General features: G+C 70.5%; 15 protein-coding genes and 1 pseudogene. 7 read left to right on the top strand and 9 right to left on the bottom strand.

Features of this window, described 5'->3' with window-relative positions; translation table 11 throughout:
- Positions 1-153: 153 nt before the first annotated feature.
- Positions 154-1,542 (bottom strand): M16 family metallopeptidase, encoded by a 1,389-nt coding sequence (locus ACFY5B_RS06565; RefSeq protein WP_389965401.1) that lies wholly within the window; start codon positions 1,540-1,542, stop codon positions 154-156.
- On the bottom strand, positions 1,539-2,882 hold the full coding sequence (locus ACFY5B_RS06560) for a pitrilysin family protein (protein ID WP_234388017.1): 1,344 nt from the start codon (positions 2,880-2,882) through the stop codon (positions 1,539-1,541). Before ACFY5B_RS06560 ends, ACFY5B_RS06565 begins: the two co-directional genes overlap by 4 nt.
- Positions 2,883-3,225: 343 nt before the next feature.
- Here ACFY5B_RS06560 and ACFY5B_RS06555 point away from each other — a divergent pair, with 343 nt between their 5' ends.
- Positions 3,226-5,682: a DNA topoisomerase (ATP-hydrolyzing) subunit A gene (locus ACFY5B_RS06555; RefSeq protein WP_389965399.1), complete on the top strand. Its 2,457-nt coding sequence runs from the start codon at positions 3,226-3,228 to the stop codon at positions 5,680-5,682.
- Here ACFY5B_RS06555 and ACFY5B_RS06550 read toward each other — a convergent pair.
- Complete coding sequence (locus ACFY5B_RS06550) at positions 5,679-6,806, bottom strand: CobW family GTP-binding protein (protein WP_389965396.1); 1,128 nt, start codon at positions 6,804-6,806, stop codon at positions 5,679-5,681. The two genes, ACFY5B_RS06555 and ACFY5B_RS06550, sit on opposite strands and share 4 nt — an antisense overlap.
- Before the next feature lie 691 nt (positions 6,807-7,497).
- On the opposite strand from ACFY5B_RS06550, the gene ACFY5B_RS06545 reads away from it, so the two are divergent.
- Positions 7,498-7,659: a hypothetical protein gene (locus ACFY5B_RS06545; protein ID WP_389965393.1), complete on the top strand. Its 162-nt coding sequence runs from the start codon at positions 7,498-7,500 to the stop codon at positions 7,657-7,659.
- Between the two features lie 80 nt (positions 7,660-7,739).
- Here ACFY5B_RS06545 and ACFY5B_RS06540 read toward each other — a convergent pair whose 3' ends face one another.
- On the bottom strand, positions 7,740-8,900 hold the full coding sequence (locus ACFY5B_RS06540; RefSeq protein WP_389965390.1) for a citrate synthase: 1,161 nt from the start codon (positions 8,898-8,900) through the stop codon (positions 7,740-7,742).
- A gap of 110 nt (positions 8,901-9,010) precedes the next feature.
- Between ACFY5B_RS06540 and ACFY5B_RS06535 the strand changes: the two genes are divergently transcribed.
- The 4 genes from ACFY5B_RS06535 (at position 9,011) to ACFY5B_RS06520 (ending at position 13,900) form a co-directional block, all read left to right on the top strand.
- The gene (locus ACFY5B_RS06535; RefSeq protein WP_389965387.1) at positions 9,011-10,270 is read left to right on the top strand and encodes a citrate synthase; all 1,260 of its coding nucleotides are present in this window, start codon (positions 9,011-9,013) and stop codon (positions 10,268-10,270) included.
- A 53-nt stretch (positions 10,271-10,323) separates the two neighbouring features.
- Entirely contained in the window at positions 10,324-11,268 is a 945-nt protein-coding gene (locus ACFY5B_RS06530; RefSeq protein ID WP_389965384.1) for a sucrase ferredoxin, read from the top strand.
- A gap of 278 nt (positions 11,269-11,546) precedes the next feature.
- Positions 11,547-13,220 carry an ATP-binding protein gene (locus ACFY5B_RS06525; protein WP_389965381.1) on the top strand — a complete coding sequence of 558 codons (1,674 nt, stop codon included), beginning with the start codon at positions 11,547-11,549 and terminating at the stop codon, positions 13,218-13,220.
- Positions 13,220-13,900, top strand: a complete 681-nt coding sequence (locus ACFY5B_RS06520; RefSeq protein WP_389965377.1) for a response regulator — start codon at positions 13,220-13,222, stop codon at positions 13,898-13,900. The genes ACFY5B_RS06525 and ACFY5B_RS06520 overlap by 1 nt, the downstream gene beginning before the upstream one ends.
- A 74-nt stretch (positions 13,901-13,974) precedes the next feature.
- On the opposite strand, the gene ACFY5B_RS06515 is transcribed toward ACFY5B_RS06520, so the two are convergent.
- From ACFY5B_RS06515 to ACFY5B_RS06500, 4 genes and pseudogenes are all read right to left on the bottom strand, one after another.
- Positions 13,975-15,567, bottom strand: coding sequence for a cation acetate symporter (locus tag ACFY5B_RS06515; RefSeq protein ID WP_389965374.1), 1,593 nt, complete (start codon positions 15,565-15,567; stop codon positions 13,975-13,977).
- Positions 15,564-16,124: a DUF485 domain-containing protein gene (locus ACFY5B_RS06510; protein ID WP_389965371.1), complete on the bottom strand. Its 561-nt coding sequence runs from the start codon at positions 16,122-16,124 to the stop codon at positions 15,564-15,566. The genes ACFY5B_RS06515 and ACFY5B_RS06510 overlap by 4 nt, the downstream gene beginning before the upstream one ends.
- A gap of 67 nt (positions 16,125-16,191) precedes the next feature.
- A pseudogene (locus ACFY5B_RS06505) lies at positions 16,192-16,563 on the bottom strand (response regulator transcription factor); the annotation flags it as partial.
- 258 nt (positions 16,564-16,821) lie between these two features.
- Positions 16,822-18,945 (bottom strand): type IIA DNA topoisomerase subunit B, encoded by a 2,124-nt coding sequence (locus ACFY5B_RS06500; RefSeq protein ID WP_389965369.1) that lies wholly within the window; start codon positions 18,943-18,945, stop codon positions 16,822-16,824.
- A gap of 441 nt (positions 18,946-19,386) precedes the next feature.
- On the opposite strand from ACFY5B_RS06500, the gene ACFY5B_RS06495 reads away from it, so the two are divergent.
- The gene (locus tag ACFY5B_RS06495; protein ID WP_033308327.1) at positions 19,387-19,617 is read left to right on the top strand and encodes a hypothetical protein; all 231 of its coding nucleotides are present in this window, start codon (positions 19,387-19,389) and stop codon (positions 19,615-19,617) included.
- Between the two features lie 134 nt (positions 19,618-19,751).
- Here ACFY5B_RS06495 and ACFY5B_RS06490 read toward each other — a convergent pair whose 3' ends face one another.
- Positions 19,752-20,603 carry a S1 family serine peptidase gene (locus tag ACFY5B_RS06490; protein ID WP_389965366.1) on the bottom strand — a complete coding sequence of 284 codons (852 nt, stop codon included), beginning with the start codon at positions 20,601-20,603 and terminating at the stop codon, positions 19,752-19,754.
- Positions 20,604-20,672 lie beyond the last annotated feature (69 nt).

Genomic DNA, 20,672 nt, shown 5'->3' with positions numbered 1-20,672 from the left:
GACGACGCTAAGCGGCGCCACTTTCAATTCCCAAACGAATCCCGGCTTTTGTAGCGCATCCCACAGGGCAGACAGGCAACTCCCATCCCAATTCGGGCATAAAGGAGCCCTGGTGCCTTCGAAGACATCCAGGGCCCCTGAGCGCGTGTGCCGCTACTCGGCGGCGACGACGGTGACTTCGCCGATCCCGAGGGCCTCGACGGGCGCCTTGATCTGCGCCGCGTCACCGACGAGCACGGTCACCAGCCGGTCCACCGGGAAGGCGCTGACGGCCGCCGCGGTGGCCTCCACGGTGCCGGTGGCGGCGAGCTGCCGGTACAGCGTGGCCTGGTAGTCGTCGGGCAGATGCTGCTCGACCTGGTCGGCCAGCGTGCTCGCGACGGCCGCTGCCGTCTCGTACTTCAGCGGCGCGACGCCGACCAGGTTCTGCACGGCGACGTCCCGCTCGGCGTCGGTCAGCCCCTCGGCGGCGAGGGTGCGCAGCACCGTCCAGAGGTCCTCCAGAGCGGGGCCGGTGTTGGGCGTGTCGACGGAACCGCTGATGGCGAGCATCGCGGCACCCGTGCCGTCGGGTGCGGACCTGAGGACCTGGCCGAACGCCCGTACGCCGTAGGTGTAGCCCTTCTCCTCGCGCAGGACGCGGTCCAGGCGGGAGGTGAGGGTGCCGCCGAGGCAGTACGTGCCGAGCACTTGCGCGGGCCACACGCGGTCGTGCCGGTCCGGGCCGATCCGGCCGATCAGCAGCTGCGTCTGGACGGCGCCCGGACGGTCCACGATGACGACCCGGCCGGTGTCGTCGGCGGTCACCGGCGGCACGGGACGCGGCTCGGCCGGGGAGCCCGTCCAGGCGCCCAGCGTGTCCCCGAGCAGGGCGTCGAGGTCGATGCCGGTGAGGTCCCCGACCACCACGGCGGTGGCCGTGGCGGGCCGGACGTGCTTCTCGTAGAAGGCGCGTACGGCCGCGGAGTCGATGGCGGCGACGGTCTCCTCGGTGCCCTGCCGCGGCCGCGACATGCGCGAGTCCGCCGGGAACAGCTCTTTGGAGAGCTCCTTGGCCCCACGGCGGGACGGGTTGGCCAGCTCGTGCGGGATCTCGTCGAGACGGTTGGCGACCAGCCGCTCGACCTCGCTGTCGGCGAACGCGGGTGCCCTCAGGGCGTCGGCGACCAGGCCCAGTCCCTTGGCGAGCCGGGAGGCCGGCACCTCCAGGCTGAGCCGGACGCCGGGGTGGTCGGCGTGCGCGTCGAGGGTGGCTCCGGCGCGCTCCAGCTCGGCGGCGAAGTCCTCGGCGGAGTGCTTGTCGGTGCCCTCGGAGAAGGCCCGGGCCATGATCGTGGCCACACCGTCGAGGCCGGCGGGCTCGGCGTCCAGGGGTGCGTCGAGCAGCACCTCAACGGCGACGACCTGCTGGCCGGGGCGGTGGCAGCGCAGCACGGTGAGGCCGTTGTCGAGCGAGCCGCGCTCGGGGGCGGGGAAGGCCCACGGCTTGGCGTCGCCCGCCTGCGGCCGGGGGTGGAAGTCCATCGTGGCGAGCTCGGTCACCGGGCCGCCTCCTCGTTCTCGTCCTGGTCGGCGGGGGCTTCGGGGGCGGTCGGCTCATAGACGAGCACCGCGCGGTTGTCGGGCCGCAGGCGGGCCTTGGCGACCTCCTGGACCTCCTCCGGCGTGATCTCCAGCACGCGCTGGACGGCGGTCAGGGCGAGCTGCGGGTCGCCGAACAGCACGGCGTACCGGCACAGTTCGTCGGCGCGGCCCGCGACCGTGCCGAGCCGGTCGAGCCACTCGCGCTCCAACTGGGCCTGGGCGCGCTCCATCTCCTCGGCCGTGGGCCCCTCCTCGGCGAACCGGGCGAGCTCCTCGTCGATGGCGGTCTCGATGACCGGGACCTCCACGTCACCGGACGTCTTCACGTCCAGCCACCCCAGGGAGGGCGCCCCGGCGAGCCGCAGCAGGCCGAAGCCGGCCGCCACGGCCGTACGGTCGCGGCGCACGAGCCGGTTGTACAGGCGGGAGGACTCGCCGCCGCCGAGGACGGTGAGGGCCAGGTCGGCCGCGTCGCACGCGCGCGTGCCGTCGTGCGGCAGCCGGTAGGCGGCCATCAGGGCGCGCGCCGGGACCTCCTCCTCGACGACCTCGCGCAGCTGCTCGCCGATGGTCTCCGGCAGCGAGCCGTCGCGCGGGGCGGGCTTGCCGTCGTGGCCGGGGATGGAGCCGAAGTACTTCTCGACCCAGGCGAGGGTCTGCTCCGGGTCGATGTCGCCCACCACGGAGAGTACGGCGTTGTTCGGCGCGTAGTAGGTGCGGAAGAACGCGCGCGCGTCCTCCAGGGTCGCCGCGTCCAGGTCGGCCATCGAGCCGATCGGGGTGTGGTGGTAGGGGTGGCCCTCCGGGTAGGCGAGGGCGGTCAGCTTCTCGAAGGCGGTGCCGTACGGGACGTTGTCGTAGCGCTGGCGGCGCTCGTTCTTGACGACGTCGCGCTGGTTCTCCATCGACTCGTCGTCGAGCGCGGCCAGCAGCGAGCCCATGCGGTCGGCCTCGAGCCAGAGGGCGAGCTCCAGCTCGTGGGCGGGCATGGTCTCGAAGTAGTTGGTCCGCTCGAAGCTGGTCGTGCCGTTCAGCGAGCCGCCCGCGCCCTGGACGAGCTCGAAATGGCCGTTGCCCTTGACCTGCGCGGAACCCTGGAACATCAGGTGCTCGAAAAGGTGAGCCAGGCCGGTACGCCCCTTGACTTCGTGGCGTGAGCCGACGTCGTACCAGAGGCACACCGCCGCGACCGGGGTCAGGTGGTCCTCGGAGAGCACCACGCGCAGGCCGTTGGCCAGGCGGTGCTCGGTCGCTGTCAGGCCCCCGGAGCCTGCCTGGGCTGTGGCCGTGTGACCCATGGGCATGTACGTCCCTTCGCTCGCGGTGCGGTTGTTCAGACCGCGGATTCCTGCCGGTCCTGCCACTGTATGCAAGCGTGCGGAGCCCTGGTGAAGTTCCCGGCGGCGACCTGGGCCCGGGAGCGCGGGATGCGGCCCGGACCGGGCCCTGGTCCCGGTTGTCAGTGCGGCGGTCCACAATGGTCGGCGTCAGATCCGGATCGCAGCAGCATGAGCGAGCCGCAGGGGCGGTCGGTGACGAGGGCGAGCGCGCGCAGGCCCGCAGGGCTGAGTACGGTCGGTGTCTCGTCAGCGCATGAACGCCTTGTAGGCGAGCGACCAGTAACAGGAGGAGCCGGCAGCGATGGCCCGCCGCAGCACGAAGACCCCGCCGCCCGACGACTCGTACGAGGAGCGGATCCTCGACATCGACGTCGTCGACGAGATGCAGGGCTCCTTCCTCGAGTACGCGTACTCGGTCATCTACTCCCGCGCCCTGCCGGACGCGCGCGACGGCCTCAAGCCGGTGCACCGCCGCATCGTCTACCAGATGAGCGAGATGGGCCTGCGTCCCGAGCGCGGGTACGTCAAGTGCGCCCGGGTCGTCGGCGAGGTGATGGGCAAGCTGCACCCGCACGGCGACGCGTCGATCTACGACGCCCTCGTGCGCATGGCCCAGCCCTTCTCGATGCGGGTCCCCCTGGTCGACGGCCACGGCAACTTCGGCTCGCTGGGCAACGACGACCCGCCGGCGGCCATGCGGTACACCGAGTGCCGGATGGCCGAGGCCACGAGCCTGATGACGGAGTCCATCGACGAGGACACCGTCGACTTCAACCCCAACTACGACGGCCAGGAGCAGGAGCCGGTGGCCCTGCCCGCCGCCTTCCCGAACCTCCTGGTCAACGGCGCCTCGGGCATCGCCGTCGGCATGGCCACGAACATGGCGCCGCACAACCTGCGCGAGGTCATCGCCGCCGCCCGCCATCTGATCAGGTACCCGAACGCGGATCTCGACGCGCTGATGAAGCACGTCCCGGGCCCCGACCTGCCCACGGGCGGGCGCATCGTCGGCCTGTCCGGCATCCGGGACGCGTACGAGTCCGGCCGCGGCAGCTTCAAGATCCGGGCGACGGTGTCGGTGGAGCCCGTGACGGCCCGCCGCAAGGGTCTCGTGGTCACGGAGCTGCCCTTCACGGTCGGCCCCGAGAAGGTCATCGCCAAGATCAAGGATCTGGTCGGCTCGAAGAAGATCCAGGGCATCGCCGACGTCAAGGACCTCACCGACCGCGCGCACGGTCTGCGCCTGGTCATCGAGATCAAGAACGGCTTCGTGCCGGAGGCCGTCCTGGAGCAGCTCTACAAGCTGACGCCGATGGAGGAGTCCTTCGGCATCAACAACGTGGCCCTGGTCGACGGCCAGCCGCTCACGCTGGGCCTCAAGGAGCTTCTGGAGGTCTATCTCGACCACCGCTTCAACGTCGTACGGCGGCGCTCGGAGTTCCGCCGCGGCAAGAAGCGCGACCGGCTGCACCTGGTCGAGGGTCTGCTGACGGCCCTGCTGGACATCGACGAGGTCATCCGCCTGATCCGCTCCAGCGAGAACTCCGCGCAGGCCAAGCAGCGCCTGATGGAGCAGTTCTCGCTGAGCGAGGTGCAGACGCAGTACATCCTCGACACGCCGCTGCGCCGTCTGACCAAGTACGACCGCATCGAGCTGGAGACGGAGAAGGACCGGCTCAACGCGGAGATCGAGGAGCTGACCCGGATCCTCGACTCGGACGCGGAGCTGCGCAAGCTGGTCTCGTCCGAACTGGCCACGGTCGCCAAGAAGTTCGGCACGGACCGGCGTACGGTCCTGCTGGAGTCGGGTGGTGCCCCGGTGGCGGCCGTGCCGCTGCAGGTGGCCGACGACCCGTGCCGGGTGCTGCTGTCCTCCACGGGTCTGCTGGCCCGCACGGCGAACGGCGAGCCGTTCGCGGAGGACGCCGCCGCCAAGCGCGTGAAGCACGACGTGATCGTCTCGGCGGTGCCGGCGACCGCCCGTGGCGAGGTGGGTGCCGTCACCTCGGCGGGCAGGCTGCTCCGGCTGAACGTGATCGACCTGCCGCAGCTCCCGGAGTCGCTGTCGGCGCCGAACCTCGCGGGGGGCGCACCGCTGGCGGAGTTCGTCTCCCTGGAGGACGACGAGACGGTGGTCTGCCTGACCACGCTCGACGAATCGTCGCCCGGTCTGGCGCTGGGTACGGCACAGGGCGTCGTCAAGCGCGTGGTGCCGGACTATCCGGCCAACAAGGAAGAGCTCGAGGTGATCAGCCTCAAGGAGGGCGACCGGATCGTCGGCGCGATCGAGCTGCGCACCGGCGAGGAGGACCTGGTCTTCATCACCGACGACGCGCAGCTGCTGCGCTTCCAGGCGTCCCAGGTCCGTCCGCAGGGCCGTCCGGCCGGCGGTGTGGCGGGCATCAAGCTCGCCGAGGGTGCGAAGGTCATCTCGTTCACGGCGGTGGACCCGGCCGTGGACGCGGTCGTCTTCACGGTCGCGGGCTCGCGCGGCACGCTGGACGACTCCGTCCAGACGACGGCCAAGCTGACCCCGTTCGACCAGTACCCGCGCAAGGGCCGCGCCACCGGCGGTGTCCGCTGTCAGCGGTTCCTGAAGGGCGAGGACTGCCTGTCCCTGGCCTGGGCGGGCCCCGTCCCGGCCCTGGCGGCGCAGAAGAACGGCACTCCGGCCGAACTCCCGGAGATCGACCCGCGCCGTGACGGTTCCGGGGTGTCCCTGGCGAAGACGGTCGCGGTGGTGGCCGGGCCGGTCTAGGCCGGGTCGGCCCCGTCCTCCTCGGGGTCACGCACATACCGCAGGACGCCCCACATGCCGTGCTCGTCGGCGTGTGGGGCCTCGCTCCGGCACGCCTGCAGTTCCTTTTCGAGAGCGGCGGCGTCGATCCCCGACCCGATGAGGACGAGCTGGGTGAGGCGTTCGGAGTCGGCCGGCCAGGGCTCCGGGTAGAAGCGCAGGAAACGCCCGACGGCGTGGACGGCGTAGCGGTTGCGGATGTCGTACGGCCCGAAGTCGACGTAGCCCTTGATCCGGTACAGCCCCTGGGGCCGGCTGTCGAGGAACGTCATCAGCCGGCGTGGATCGACGGGGGCCTCGGAGACGAACGACAGGCTGTCGTAGGCGGCGTGCAGGTGACCGGTGTGGGCGTCCGGGCTGTGGTGGTGCGGGTCGCCGTCCTGAGCGGCCTGGGAGTGACCGTCGTGCGGGTCGTGGTCGTGGGAGTCGTCTTCATGGAGGTCGTCGAAGGACAGCTGCCCGATGCGTTCCTCGCTCGGGCGGCAGTCGAAGAGGAACTCGGGGTCGATCCGGCCGTAGGTGGCCGGGACGACGGCGGCGCGGTCGACGAGGGACGAGACCAGTGCGAGGACGCCTTCGCCGTCCGCGGCCCGGTCGAGCTTGTTGACCACGACGAGGTCGGCCAGCGCGAGATGCCGGTCGATCTCGGGGTGCCTGGCCCGGGTGTCGTCGAACTCGGCGGCGTCGACGACTTCGACGAGCCCGCCGTAGACGACCCCCGGATGCTCGCTGGCGAGCAGCAACCGCACGAGCTCCTGCGGCTCGGCGAGACCGCTGGCCTCGATGACGATGACGTCGATGCCGACGGAGGGCTCCGCGAGCCGCTCCAGGTACTGGTCCAGTTCACTCGCGTCGACGGCGCAGCACAGGCAGCCGTTGCCGAGGGAGACCGTCGAGTCGCCGAGCGCTCCCGCCACTGCCATCGCGTCGATCTCGATCGCCCCGAAGTCGTTGACGAGGGCGCCGATACGGCTTCCGCCGCTGCGGTGCAGGAGGTGATTGAGCAGGGTGGTCTTCCCCGAGCCGAGGAATCCCGCCAGGACGACGACCGGGATCTGCTGCGATTTCGGGCTCGGGTGGCTCACCGTGGGACCTTTCTCGCGCCGACGCGTGCACCGGCTCGCGTTCCCGGCACACGTGGGGGGGGATGCCGCCCCAGGATACGAGCCGTGAGATCCACGCCTGAGTGAACGATCGTCAGCAGCACTCGCGGGGCAGACGTCGGGCATGGCGCCGGTTTGTGTGACCCTCGCTTCCTGCGTGCCCCTGCTCTCCGCCTCCCCGCCGATCAGAGCCGCTCGGCACTCCGGTAGACGGCAAGCGCCGCCCACCGCTCGCCGGTCTCCTCCAGCCGACCCGCACCCCGACGACCGGCGGACGGCCGCCTGAGCCGGGGGTTGGCATGACCACACGAGCTTTGGGTTCCGGGAGCTGAGGGCCACCGCCTCGGCAGGGATGGGCGCTGGAGGAGGCGGACATCGACGAGTGGTGGGTGGTCGGGGATCCGCCGGGCGAGTAGCTCAACGCCCCGGCCGTGAGCACCGCACCTCGCAGATCACTCTCCGGAACGGATCACACGGCCGAGCGGTAACGAACCAATAAATCGACGCGTTCTCCGAGATGCCCGCAAGGTTGACTCCGCTCATCCCGCGGACCGGACCCACCAACGCCGAACCGACGCTCCACGCCGCCCGGTTGTCCATGCCCCGGCCCTACAGGTCCGCATCGCACCGCCTCGTACAGAGGTCACAGAAGATCTTGCGGAGGGAACACGAGATGAAAAGCGACCGCGCCGAACAGGTGCATGAGCAGGCCCCGGCCCTGGACATCCGCATCGGCGGGTTCCGCATGACGGTCCAGCGCATGCCGGTGCGGCTGCTGACGGTCCTGATGACGTGCGGCGGATCCGCACTCGCGGCATGGTTCACATCGAGGTGAACGGATGGCGGCTCCACGCGCGCCACACCGGAGGACGGTCGGCACATGACGCCGCACCTTCCACCCTGCGGCGGATCCGCTCAGGCGGGCAACGGCGCCGGTGCCTCCGGGCCCACGTACCGGGCCACCGGCCTGATGATCTTCGTGTCCTCCGCCTGCTCCAGGACGTTGGCGCTCCAGCCCACCGCCCGCGCGGCGGCGAAGGTCGGGGTGAACATGTCGCGGGGCAGACCGCAGAGTTCCATGACCACGCCCGCGTAGTACTCGACGTTGGTGTGGAGTTCCCGGCCGGGCTTCAGCTCCGCCAGGATCGCCTCGATATGACGCTCGACTTCGACGGCGAAGTCCACCCGCGGCCCACCGAACCCCTGGGCGACCTCACGCAGCATCCGGGACCGTGGGTCCTCCGTGCGGTAGATCGCGTGCCCGAAGCCCATGATGCGCTCACCGGCGAGCACCCGCTGACGCACCCAGGGCTCGATCCGGTCCGGGGTGCCGATCGCGTCCAGAGTGTCCAGCGCGCGGCTGGGCGCACCTCCGTGCAACGGGCCCGACAGCGCGGCCACCGCCCCGGCCAGGCACGCCGCCACGTCCGCGCCTGTCGAGGCGATGACCCGGGCCGTGAAGGTTGACGCGTTGAATCCGTGATCAATGGTTGAGATCAGGTATTGCTCGATGGCCCGTGCGTGCGTATCGGCCGGCACCGAACCGGTCAGCATGTAGAGGTAGTTCGCCGCGTAGGACAGGTCCTCGCGCGGCTCCACCGGTTCCAGCCCGTTGCCCAGCCGGTGCAGCGCCGTGAGCAGGGTGGGCACGGCCGCGGCCGCCTCGACCGTGTCCTGCCGGCGCCGGTCGGCGTCGATGTCGTACACGGGGCGGAATCCCTTCGCCGCGCCCAGCAGCGACAGGGCCGTACGCATCCCGGCGAGCGGCCCGGAACGCCCGCCGGCCGCCGCGATGGCGGGCAGTGCCGCTCGCACCTCGTCGGGCAGTCTCCGCAGCGCGGCGGTCTCGGCCGCGAAGGCCGCGCCGCGGCCCGCGTCCGGCAGTTCGCCGTGCACGAGCAGATGCCAGACGTCCTCGAAGCCGCGGCTCCGCGCGAGGTCGACGGCCGAGTACTGCCGGTAGTGGTAGAAGCCCTCCACACCGCGGACGTCACCGATCCGGGTGTCGGTGACGACGACCCCGGCGAGCCCCCGTGGCGCTTCGAGAAGAGCGGTTGCTGACCTGTTGACGGACATGACTTCCTCCCTGAACTTGATTCGACTGTCCATGATTGATTCACATCGTGTCAATATTGATTGAATCAATACTCCAGTCATTGATCCATCAGACGGATACGGTGAGCCCCATGCGCGATCAAGAACCCGCCCCCCTCGGCGCGGAACGACGGCTGAGCACCAAGGAGGCCGCCGAGCTGCTCGGCGTGAAGCCGGAGACCGTGTACGCGTACGTGAGCCGCGGCCAGCTCAGCAGCCGACGAGTGAGCGGCGGGCGGGGCAGCACCTTCGACGCCCAAGAGGTCGAAGCCCTCGCCCGGCGCAACAGGCGGGAGAGCGCGGGCGGTTCCGGCTCCGGCGGCGAGCTGTCCGTACGCACCCGGATCACGCTCATCGAGAACGACCGCTACTTCTTCCGCGGTGTCGACGCGGTCGACCTGGCCACACGGCACACCTACGAGGAGGTCGCCGAGTGGCTGTGGACGGGCCGGATGCTCCCGGGCCGCACGTTCGCCGCTCCCGCCGCCTCCGTCGCCGTCGCCCGCCGGGCCGTCGAAGCCCTGCCCGAACACGCCGCTCCGACCGACCGCTTGCGGGTCGCGACGATCGCCGCAGCGACCGCCGACCCGCTGCGGTTCGACTTGTCCGAAGAGGCCGTGCTCGGCACCGCGCGCACCCTCATTCCCACACTCGTCGACGCGCTGCCGCCCGCGGGGCACCACCGCCGCGACGAAGGCCCCCTGGCCCACCGCCTGTGGAGCAGGCTGTCGGTGCGCAAGGACCCCGACGAGGCGTCCCTGCGGGCCCTGGACGCCGCCCTCGCCCTCCTCGTCGACCATGACCTGGCCGCCTCCACCCTCGCCGTGCGGGTCGCCGCGTCGGCCCGCGCACACGCCTACGCGGCGGTCTCCGCGGGGCTCGGCGTGATCGAGGGCCCGCTGCACGGCGCGGCCAGCGGACTCGCCCACCGGCTGCTGTGGGACGTCCTCGAACAGGGCGACGCGGCGCCCGTGATCGCGGGCGAACTGCGCGCCGGACGCCGTATCCCGGGCCTCGGACACCGGCTGTACCCCGGTGAGGACCCGCGCGCGCGTGCCCTGTTCGCCCTCCTGGAACAGATCCCGCGTGCGGAGCCCGCTCTCCTCGCCGCCCGCGACATCGTGGAGACCACCGCCCGGCACGCCCCTCTGCACGCCAATGTGGACCTGGCCCTCGCGGTGCTCACCGCGTCCAGCGGCATGGACCCGTCCGCCGGTGAGACGATCTTCGCCGTGGCCCGGACGGCGGGCTGGATCGCCCACGCCCTGGAGGAGTACGGCGAACGCCCGCTGCGGATGCGGCCGAGCGGTCTCTACGCGGGTCCGAAGCCTCCCCAGCCACTGCCGGAGTAAAGCGGGAGGGGGCCGGAAGTCGCCGTGACCCAAGTCAGGTTAGGCTCACCTCTGTGAGTACGTGCTCTAGCGTCTCCCGGGACTTCGACGAGCCCGTTTCGGGAACCGCGGCCACCGCGAGGACCTGGCTGTTGCTGGAACAGCCCGGTCCGTGGGGTGCCAAGGCGCTCACTTCGAGCCACCTGGACCCCGCCCTGGGACGTGCCCTGGAGGCGGCCGCGAAGGACACGGGCGTACGGATCGCGCTCATCCGCCGCCCCGGGCGCCACGCGGACCGCCGCATGCCCGCCTCGCGCCGGGTGTACGCGGCGCACGTCGTCCCGGGGAACGTGTGGCTGCACAGCGCCTCGACCTCGGACCCCGGACAGCTGCTCGATCTCGACTTCGCGGCACTCGGCCGGGGCGACCACCGCACGTTCGACGTAGTGCTCGGCGGTCGGCCCCACGACGGCGACCCGCTGGCCCTCGTCTGCACCAACGGCAAGCGCGACCGCTGCTGCGCCCTCCTCGGCCGCCCTCTCGCGGCCGAGCTGGCGACGTCCGGGGTGGAGGGCGTCTGGGAGGTCACCCATCTCGGCGGTCACCGCTTCTCCCCCACCGTGCTCGTGCTGCCGTACGGATACGCGTACGGCCGGGCCGAGGCCCATTCCCTCAAGGAGGTCCTGCACAGCGCGCGGGAGGGGCGGATCGTCATGGAGGGCTGCCGGGGCAGCTCCGCCTGGGAACGGCCCGGTCAGGCCGCCGAGCTCGCCGTGCGCACCAGGACCGGGGAATACACCGCGGAGGCGCTGACCGTCGTCCGGACGGTCGGTGCGGCGCCGCGCTGGGAGGTGACCGTCGCCCACTCCGACGGACGCCGCTGGCAGGTCGGCGTGGCCCAGGCCGCGGGCCTGCCGCCCCGCCCGGAGAGCTGCGGGGCGTCCGTCCTCGGCTCACCCGCGCGGATGGACGTGGTGGCGGTGCGCGAGGTGCGGGTGGCGACGGCACTGGCGGGCTGACCACCGGCCTCGCCCTGGGCTCCTGCGGCCCGGTCGCATGGACGCCCTGGTCAAGCACGGACGACGTCCATCGAGCAGGCACGCCACCGCTTCGGATCCTGACGCCGCCTCCGCATCCGATGACATGACAGGCGCCGCCGAAGCGCATGCCGGAGTACAGCGGGCAGTGCCGCGCCAGGCATCAAGCGGCTCGTCGACCGGCTCGCCCTCACATTGATCTGGAGATCCATGCCACACCCGTCTAGGGCGGGTAGCCGTCCGCACGTACGGTCTTGGGTATGAGCCCCACTCCCCCCGCGCGCCGCCTGCGCCTCGGCCTGCCCCGGCGGGTGTTCTCGCAGGTGCTGCTGATGCAGGTCGTGATCGCCGCGGGAGTCGCGGTGCTCGCGACCGGGCTGTTCCTCGCTCCCCTCAGCGATCAGCTGGACGACCAGGCGATGCGCCGTGCGCTCGCGATCGCGCAGACGACCGCGCAGCTGCCCGACCTCGCGAAGGACCTGCGGGACACTCCCCCCGCCCCGAACGGCCCGGTGCAGCGGGAGGCGGAGCGGATCCGCAAGGCCACCAAGGCCGAGTACATCGTGGTGATGGACTGGCGGGGTGTGCGCTGGTCGCACACGGACCCGAAGCAGATCGGCGGCACCGTCTCCACCGACCCCGGCCAGGCCCTGGCCGGCAAGGAGGTCATGGAGATCGACAGCGGCACCCTCGGCCGCTCCGCCCGGGGCAAGGTGCCGCTGCGCGACAGCGACGGCCATGTCGTCGGCGCGGTCTCGGTCGGCATCGCCTACGACAGCGTCCGGGCCCGCCTGATCCACGCCATCCCGGGGCTCCTCGCCTATGCCGGCGGTGCCCTGGCCGTGGGCGCGCTGGCCGCGTGGGTCATCTCACGGCGGGTCCAGCGGCAGACCAGGGACCTGGCCTTCTCGGACATCGCGGCGCTCCTGTCCGAGCGTGAGGCGATGCTGCACGGCATCCGCGAGGGCGTCGTGGCCCTGGACCGCACCGGCCGCATCCGCCTCGTGAACGACGAGGCGCAGCGCCTGCTGGGCCTCGGGGAGACGGTCGTGGGCCGCTCCCCCGACGAGGCGCTCGGCACGGGCCGTACGGCCGACGTGCTGGCGGGGCGGGTCACCGGTACGGATCTGCTCACCGTGCGCGGTCAGCGGGTGCTGGTCGCCAACCGCATGCCCACCGACGACGGCGGCGCCGTGGCCACCCTGCGCGACCGCACCGAGCTGGAGCAGCTGGGCCGCGAACTGGACTCCACCCGCGGTCTGATCGACGCCCTGCGAGCCCAGGACCACGAGCACGCCAACCGTATGCACACGCTTCTCGGGCTGCTCGAACTGGAGATGTACGACGACGCCGTCGAGTTCGTCGGCGAGGTGGTCGGTGACCATCGGGCCACCGCGGAACAGGTCACCGAGCGGATCGAGGATCCGTTGCTCGCCGCCCTGCTGGTCGGCAAGGCGACCGTCGCGGCCGAGCGGGGCGTCGCCCTGTGGGTGTCGGACCGGACCCGGCTTCCCGACCGACTGGTCGACCCGCAGGGTCTCGTCACGGTCGTGGGAAACCTGGTGGACAACGCCCTCGACGCCGTCGCCGGCGAGCCGCACGCGCGCGTGGAGGTCGAACTGCGCGCCGAGGGGCGTACGGCGATCCTCCGGGTACGTGACACGGGGCCGGGCGTCCCGCCGGAGCACCGAGAGTTGATCTTCACGTCGGGATGGTCTACGAAGAAGCCGCCGGCTCACCGTGAGCGGGGTATCGGACTCTCCCTGGTGCGCAGGCTGGCCGAACGGCAGGGTGGCAGCGCGACCGTCGGCGAGGCACACGGCGGGGGCGCGGAGTTCACCGTCGTTCTGCCCGAGGCGCTGGCCGAGCCGGGTCCCGAACCGGCCGTGCCGACCGTGCCGTCAGCTCCGCAGACCGCCGAGAAGGAGTCGTGATGATCGAGGTCCTGGTCGTGGACGACGACGTGAGAGTCGCGAAGGTCAACGCCGCCTACGTCGAGAAGGTGCCGGGCTTCCATGTCGCCGGTGAGGCCCACAGCGCGTCGGAAGCGCTGCGTCAGCTGGAGACACTGCCCCGGCTGGACCTGGTGCTCCTGGACCATTACCTGCCGGACGCCACGGGGCTCGCGGTGGTCCAGGAGATGCGGCGGCGCGGCGACCAGACCGACGTGATCATGGTGACCGCCGCCCGGGACGTCTCCACCGTGCAGGCGGCGATGCGGCACGGCGCGCTGCAGTACCTGGTCAAGCCGTTCGCCTTCGCCGGCCTGCGCGCCAAGCTGGAGGCCTACGCGGAACTGCGCCGCACCCTGGACGGCGGTGGGGAGGCGGAACAGGCCGAGGTGGACCGTATTTTCGGGGCCCTGTCGGCACCGTCGGAGCCCGACCTGCCCAAAGGACACTCCCCCACCACCGCTGAACTGGTCCGCCAGTCCCTGATGCACGCCAACGGGCCTCTGTCCGCCCAGGAGATCGCCGAGCGGACGGGGGTGAGCCGCCAGACCGCCCAGCGCTATCTGAAGCTCCTGGAGCGCACGGGACGGGCCAGGCTCACCCTCAAGTACGGCGACGCGGGCCGCCCGGAACACCGTTACGTGTGGGCGACCCGCGGCTAGGACCGTCAGCGGCTCGGTCTTCCGAAGGTTCGGTGACGGCCGCCGCCCTGGTCACGGCACCGCAGGCACCACCCCTATGCCGCTCCCGCACCCGTCAGCGACCGCACCTCGGTCTCCGCGTGCTTCGCCTCGTCCGGGACCTCCGCCGAGGTGACCGTGCCCAGCCAGCCCGCGAGGAAGCCGAGGGGAATCGAGACCAGGCCCGGGTTCTGCAGCGGGAAGTACTGGAGGTCGATGCCCGGGAAGAGCGAGTCGGGGCTGCCGGAGACCACCGGTGACAGCACCACGAGCACCACAGCCGGGATCAGACCTCCGTACACGGCCCAGACGGCGCCCCGTGTGGTGAAGCCCGGCCAGAACAGGGAGTAGAGCAGCACCGGCAGGTTCGCCGACGCGGCGACTGCGAAGGCCAGGCCCACCAGGAACGCCACGTTGAGATCCCGCGCCAGCAGACCGAGCGCGATCGCCACCGCGCCGACGCCGACAGCCGCGACACGGGCCACGGCCACTTCGCTGCGCGGCTTACCGCCCTTACGCCTCAAGGATGCGTACAGGTCATGGGCCACGGATGCCGAGGACGCGAGCGTGATACCGGCGACCACGGCCAGGATCGTCGCGAAGGCGACCGCCGCGACGATCGCGAAGAGAACCGTCCCTCCGGTGGATCCCGCCCCACCTCCGAGGTCGAGCGCCAGCAGCGGAACCGCCGTGTTCCCGGCCGCGTTCGACCCGCGCACCGCTTCCGGCCCGAGAACGGCCGCCGCGCCGAACCCGAGCACGATCGTCATGAGATAGAAGCCGCCGATGAGCCCGACGGCCCAGACGACCGAGCGGCGGGCAGCGCGCGCCGTGGGCACGGTGTAGAAGCGCGACAGGATGTGCGGCAGCCCCGCCGTACCCAGCACCAAAGCCAGCCCCAGACTGATGAAGTCGAAGCGGGCGGTCCAGTCCCCGCCGTACTTCAGCCCCGGTGCCAGGAACGCCGCTCCGTGCCCGCTGCGCTCGGCCGCCGTGATCAGCAGCCGGTCCACGTCGCCGTGGAAGCGCACCAGGACGAGGACCGTCAGCGCGACGGTGCCCCCGAGCAGCAGGACGGCCTTGACGATCTGGATCCAGGTGGTCGCCCGCATCCCTCCCAGCGACACGTAGACGACCATGAGCGCGCCCACCCCGATGACGGTCCAGGACCGCGCCGCGTCGCTCGTACCGCCGAGCAGCAGCGCCACCAGGCTCCCCGCGCCGACCATCTGCGCCACGAGGTACAGAACGGACACCGTCACCGAGGAGGTTCCCGCCGCGATCCTCACCGGCCGCTCCCTCATCCGTGACGCCACGACGTCGGCGAGCGTGAACCGGCCGCAGTTGCGGACCAGTTCGGCGACGAGGAACAGCACCACGAGCCACGCCACCAGGAACCCGACCACATACAGCAGCCCGTCGTAACCGAACAGCGCGATGAGCCCGGTGACTCCCAGGAAGGAGGCGGCCGACATGTAGTCGCCCGCGATGGCAAAACCATTCTCCATGGGTGAGAAGAGCCGCCCGCCGGCGTAGAACTCCTCCGCCGATCCGCGCCTGTTGCGGCTGACCCATGTGGTGATCCCCAGCGTGACCGCGACGAACGCGCTGAAGAGCAGCACCGCCAGCGTCTGGTGTTCCTCCGTCACGGCCTACCACCGCCCACACCACGCGTCAGTTCCTGTGTGTCCCAGCGCAGTTCCAGCGCGGCCCGGTCCCTGCGCAGCCGAGCATGCCGTGCGTACGCCCAGGTGAGCAGAAACGTGGACAGGAACTGCCCCAGCCCCACCACCATCGCCACGTTCACCGCTCCCGCGACGGGCCGCGCCATCAGCTCCGGCACTGTCGTGGCAGCCACGACATAGCCCACGTACCACGCGAAGAAGACCACGAACGCCGGCACGACGAACCTCCGGTACCGCCGCCGCACCTCCTGAAAGGCGGCACTGCGCTGCACTTCCAGGTACACATCGGCCGCCGCGGCCCCCGTCATGCCCTCGCCTCGTGCAGGCGGAACCAGCGACTGCACCTGTGCCCCGTCGCCGGCCGACTCGCCCCAGCCGGAGGCGAGGGCGTCGTACCAGGGGTCGTCATACCTGAGCTGTCCGGCCTCCTCGGGCGGGACCGGATCATGCCCGTCGAAAGGCTCGGCCCGACTCTCCTGGTCCGCTCCGCCGCCGCGGGGACGGCCCTTGCTTTGCTGCATGCCCAAGGATGGACAGAAGGGAAGATCCCCGACTCTTCTTCCCCGGGCTCTTCACCCCATCAGGTGACTAACCCGCTGGTGGCCGCACGAGTCCCTTCCCGAAGGCGTAACGCACCGCTCGTGTACGGTCCTTGAGTCCGGTCTTGGTGAAGAGGTTGTCGATGTGCGTCTTCACGGTCGCCGTGGAGACGTGCAGCCTCCGGGCGATCTCCGGGTTGCTGAGCCCTTCGGCGATGAGAAGCAGCACCTCCGTCTCCCGGGCGGTGAGCCCGTCCGGCGGCTCGGGGGGCGCGGCCGGCTCGGTCTCCGGCTCGGTCAGGCGCTCCAGCAGACGTCTCTGAACGCCCGGTGAGAGGCCGGCGTCGCCCGACAGCACGCTGTGCACGGCTCGCACGATCTCGTCGCCACCCGCGTCCTTGGTGGTGCCGCCGACGCCTCCGACGCTACGGAAATCTGCAGGCCACGGGATCGGAGCCTGGGTGGATCACGGGTTGATTCCCGGCCGTGTGTCTCTCCACCCGGGGGTGGAGAAACGCCTTTCGCGGCCAGACGGTACGCGGACGTTCGGGGCTGTGACCAAGCGCTCAGGACGGTGACCAAACGCTCAAGTCGCCGAACAGGCGGCACGCAGGCCGGACGTGGGTACGGACCTGGTGCACTCACCCGGCCCGTACCCGGCTACCGCCGGAAGCAGCGGCTACGCGTCGATCCGTGACCGGTCCAGTGTGGCCGCCGAGTTGGAGATGAACTCCTTGCGCGGCGCCACGTCGTTGCCCATCAGCAGATCGAAGACCTGCTCGGCGGCCTCCAGGTCGGAGAGGTTGATCCGGCGCAGGGTGCGGTGGCGCGGGTCCATCGTCGTCTCGGCCAGCTGGTCGGCGTCCATCTCACCGAGGCCCTTGTAGCGCTGGATCGAGTCCTTGTAGCGGATTCCCTTGCTCTGGAACTCCATCAGCTTGTCCCGCAGTTCGCGGTCCGAGTACGTGTAGACGTACTTGTCCTGACCCTTCCTCGGCTGGACGATCTCGATGCGGTGCAGCGGCGGCACCGCCGCGAAGACCCGGCCGGCCTCGACCATGGGCCGCATATAGCGGTGGAACAGCGTCAGCAGCAGGGTGCGGATGTGCGAGCCGTCGACGTCGGCGTCGGTCATCATGATGATCTTGCCGTAGCGCGCGGTGTCGATGTCGAACGTCCGGCCCGAGCCGGCTCCTATGACCTGAATGATCGCACCGCACTCGGCGTTCTTCAGCATGTCCGTCACGGACGACTTCTGGACGTTGAGGATCTTGCCGCGGATCGGAAGCAGTGCCTGGAACTCGGAGTTCCGGGCGAGCTTCGCCGTGCCGAGCGCAGAGTCGCCCTCGACGATGAACAGCTCGCTGCGGTCGACGTCGTCGCTGCGGCAGTCGGCCAGTTTGGCCGGCAGCGAGGAGGACTCCAGAGCCGTCTTGCGGCGCTGCGCGTCCTTGTGCTGCCGGGCGGCGATGCGCGTACGGGCCGCGGCGACGGCCTTCTCCATCACGACACGGGCCTGCTGCGCGGCGTCCCGTTTCGTGGACGTCAGGAACGCCTTGAGTTCCTTCGTGACCACGTTGTTCACGATGCGGCGGGCCGCCGAGGTCCCGAGGACCTCCTTGGTCTGGCCCTCGAACTGCGGCTCGGCGAGGCGCACGGTGACGACCGCGGTCAGACCCTCCAGGGCGTCGTCCTTGACGATGTCGTCCTCGGCGACGCGAAGGAGCTTCTTGGCGCGCAGCACCTCGTTCATCGTCTTGGCGACGGCCTGCTCGAAGCCGGCGACGTGGGTGCCGCCCTTGGGCGTGGCGATGATGTTGACGAACGACCGAAGCGTCGTGTCGTAACCCGTCCCCCACCGCAGTGCGATGTCGACGCCGAGCTCACGGGTGACCTCGGTGGGCGTCATCTGGCCGTGGTCGTCCAGGACGGGCACGGTCTCCTTGAAGGTGCCCTGCCCCGAGAAACGGAGCACGTCGCAGACCGGCTTGTCATTCGCCAAGTACTCGCAGAACTCGCTGATGCCGCCGTCGAAACGGAAGGACTCCTCGCCCTTGCTGCCGCCCTCGCCGAGCCCGTACTCGTCGCGCACGACGATGGTCAGGCCGGGCACCAGGAACGCGGTCTGACGGGCGCGCTGGTGCAGCGTCTCCAGGTTGAGCTTGGCGTCCCTGAGGAAGATCTGGCGGTCGGCCCAGTACCGCACGCGCGTGCCGGTGCGGGTCTTCGGGATCTTCTTGGCCTTGCGCAGGCCGCCCTTGGCCTCGAACCTGGCGTCGGCGCCGTTCCCGGCGAAGGCTCCGGGCACCCCGCGCCGGAAGCTGATCGCGTGGGTGTGCCCACCGCGGTCCACCTCTACGTCCAGCCGGGCGGACAGGGCGTTCACGACGGACGCACCGACGCCGTGCAGACCGCCGGAGGCGGCGTAGGAGCCGCCGCCGAACTTGCCGCCGGCGTGCAGCTTGGTCATGACGACCTCGACACCGGAGAGGCCGGTCTTGGGCTCGACGTCGATCGGGATGCCCCGGCCGTTGTCCCGGACCTCGACCGAGCCGTCGTCCTGGAGGATCACCTCGATGTGATCGCAGTACCCGCCCAGGGCCTCGTCGACGGAGTTGTCGATGATCTCCCAGACGCAGTGCATCAGGCCACGGCTGTCGGTCGACCCGATGTACATACCGGGGCGCTTGCGCACGGCCTCGAGCCCCTCGAGGACGAGCAGGTGCCGCGCGGTGTAGTTGGATCCGTCCCGGTCTGCTCCTGCCAGCAGAGCTGTGGACGGCACGGACGTCTCGGCGGTCACGCGGTTCGCTCCTCGCTGAATTTCGGATGGGGCCCTCGTGGGTAAGGGCGCGGCTTCAGTCACCGGTGAGAGGGTACCGAGGCCTGGTAGAGCCGTTGTAACGCCACCCTCGTCGAAAACTCACACTAGTCCACACTCGCATGAGTGTTCGATCCCTCGATGGAGTGAAGTACACATCACGTTCCCTTCCAGGCATGAACCATTTAGGCTCCGGGCACGTCCTCATGAACAACCGGCAACCCAGCCGGGAGGACCGACCACCGATACAACGCGAAGCCCCGTAAGACACATAGACACGCAATACGGCACATTCGCCGCCAACCGGCAGCAGACAGCCGCCTCGCAAGATTCTTTCGAGGAAAAGCCACGAGCGGGAACGTTTTGGGGCTGGTTGGATGTTGACCCTGGTACGACAGCTCGTCGAGCTAGAGAAGAGGCGACGTGACTACTGTTCTGACCCCTGCGAGCCAGTTGACGGCCGCTGATCGCTGCGACCGCTGCGGCGCCCAGGCGTACCTGCGCGTCGTCCTGCTCAGCGGCGGAGAACTGCTCTTCTGTGCCCACCACGGGCGCAAGTTCGAGCCGGAACTCAAGAAGATCGCCGCTGAGATACAGGACGAGACGGAGCGGCTTACGTCCGTTCCCGCGAACGCCTCCGAAGAAGAGCGCTGACACCTCGCGTCCGACGACGAGCCAGCCCGGCACAGGCCGGTGAACGGGCGGTTGCCTCTGGTCACCAGAGGCAACCGCCCGTCCTCGTCCGCCGACGCGGCACAGGCTCCGCCGGGCGCTTCAGGCGCCAGGCCTCAGAGGCCTGCGGAGGCCGGCCGCGTCCAGCCGAGCGTCCGCATGATGTCGGACACACGCATGTACACCCCGGGGTTGCCGGCCCGACCACAGCCGATCCCCCAGGACACGAGTCCGATCAATCGCCCTTGGGCCACCAGCGGCCCTCCGCTGTCGCCCTGGCAGGCGTCCCGGCCTCCCGCCGTCTCCCCGGCGCACAGCATGCTCTTGGCGTCGTAGGTGCCTTCGGAACCGCCCGGATATGCCTCCTCGCACAGTGCGTCGGGGAGCACGCGCACACGTGCGGCCCGCAGGCTGTCCGGGTAGTCACCGGCACCTGAGGTGTCGCCCCATCCGTAGACCGTCGCGGTCCCGCCTGCCGTGTACGCGGGGTCACCGTCGGCCGCCATGGCGATGGCCGAGTCACCCTGAAGGGGTTCGGTGAGCGTGAGCACGGCGAAGTCCCCGTCGTTGCTGTCCCCGTCGTAGGCCGGGTTCACCCATGTGCGGCGCACGGCGATCTCCTGGCCGTCGCGGCCCTCGAGCAGGTCTGTGCGTCCGGCTATGACCTTGAGGTCCCGTACGCGCTCCAGCGGCACCCCCAGAACGTTCTCGTCGAGGCAGTGGGCCGCGGTGAGGACGGTGGTGCGGCCGACCGCCACGCCGCCGCAGAACTGACCCGCCCGCGTACCCCCGAACCGGTCACGACTGGACAGGGCCACCGTCCACGGGCTCTGGGATATCTCGATGGGAATTCCACCTATGACCACGCTGTCGGCGGCCACAGGGGCGCTGGAGCCCATTGCCAGGGCAGGTACCGCGGCTGCAAGGGCCAGCGGCGGGAACAGAGCTCGTGCCAGACGACGACGCATTTCGCTCCTCACTCCGTGGTGTCAATGAGACACCCAGAGTGATCCACCCCGCGTCACCCCGCACCCGCG

The organism is Streptomyces sp. NPDC013187, assembly GCF_042899705.1.
GTDB classification, from domain to species: Bacteria; Actinomycetota; Actinomycetes; order Streptomycetales; family Streptomycetaceae; genus Streptomyces; species Streptomyces hawaiiensis_A.
The sequence above is the reverse complement of the archived record's forward strand: the minus strand, read 5'-3'. Positions and strand labels throughout refer to the sequence as shown.

Excerpts from the sequence above, each read along its gene's own strand:
- ACFY5B_RS06560 (WP_234388017.1), bottom strand. The coding sequence starts at position 2,882 with ATGGGTCACACGGCCACAGCCCAGGCAGGCTCCGGGGGCCTGACAGCG.
- ACFY5B_RS06555 (WP_389965399.1), top strand. The coding sequence starts at position 3,226 with ATGGCCCGCCGCAGCACGAAGACCCCGCCGCCCGACGACTCGTACGAG.
- ACFY5B_RS06545 (WP_389965393.1), top strand. The coding sequence starts at position 7,498 with ATGAAAAGCGACCGCGCCGAACAGGTGCATGAGCAGGCCCCGGCCCTG.
- ACFY5B_RS06540 (WP_389965390.1), bottom strand. The coding sequence starts at position 8,900 with ATGTCCGTCAACAGGTCAGCAACCGCTCTTCTCGAAGCGCCACGGGGG.
- ACFY5B_RS06535 (WP_389965387.1), top strand. The coding sequence starts at position 9,011 with ATGCGCGATCAAGAACCCGCCCCCCTCGGCGCGGAACGACGGCTGAGC.
- ACFY5B_RS06525 (WP_389965381.1), top strand. The coding sequence starts at position 11,547 with ATGAGCCCCACTCCCCCCGCGCGCCGCCTGCGCCTCGGCCTGCCCCGG.
- ACFY5B_RS06520 (WP_389965377.1), top strand. The coding sequence starts at position 13,220 with ATGATCGAGGTCCTGGTCGTGGACGACGACGTGAGAGTCGCGAAGGTC.
- ACFY5B_RS06510 (WP_389965371.1), bottom strand. The coding sequence starts at position 16,124 with ATGCAGCAAAGCAAGGGCCGTCCCCGCGGCGGCGGAGCGGACCAGGAG.
- ACFY5B_RS06490 (WP_389965366.1), bottom strand. The coding sequence starts at position 20,603 with ATGCGTCGTCGTCTGGCACGAGCTCTGTTCCCGCCGCTGGCCCTTGCA.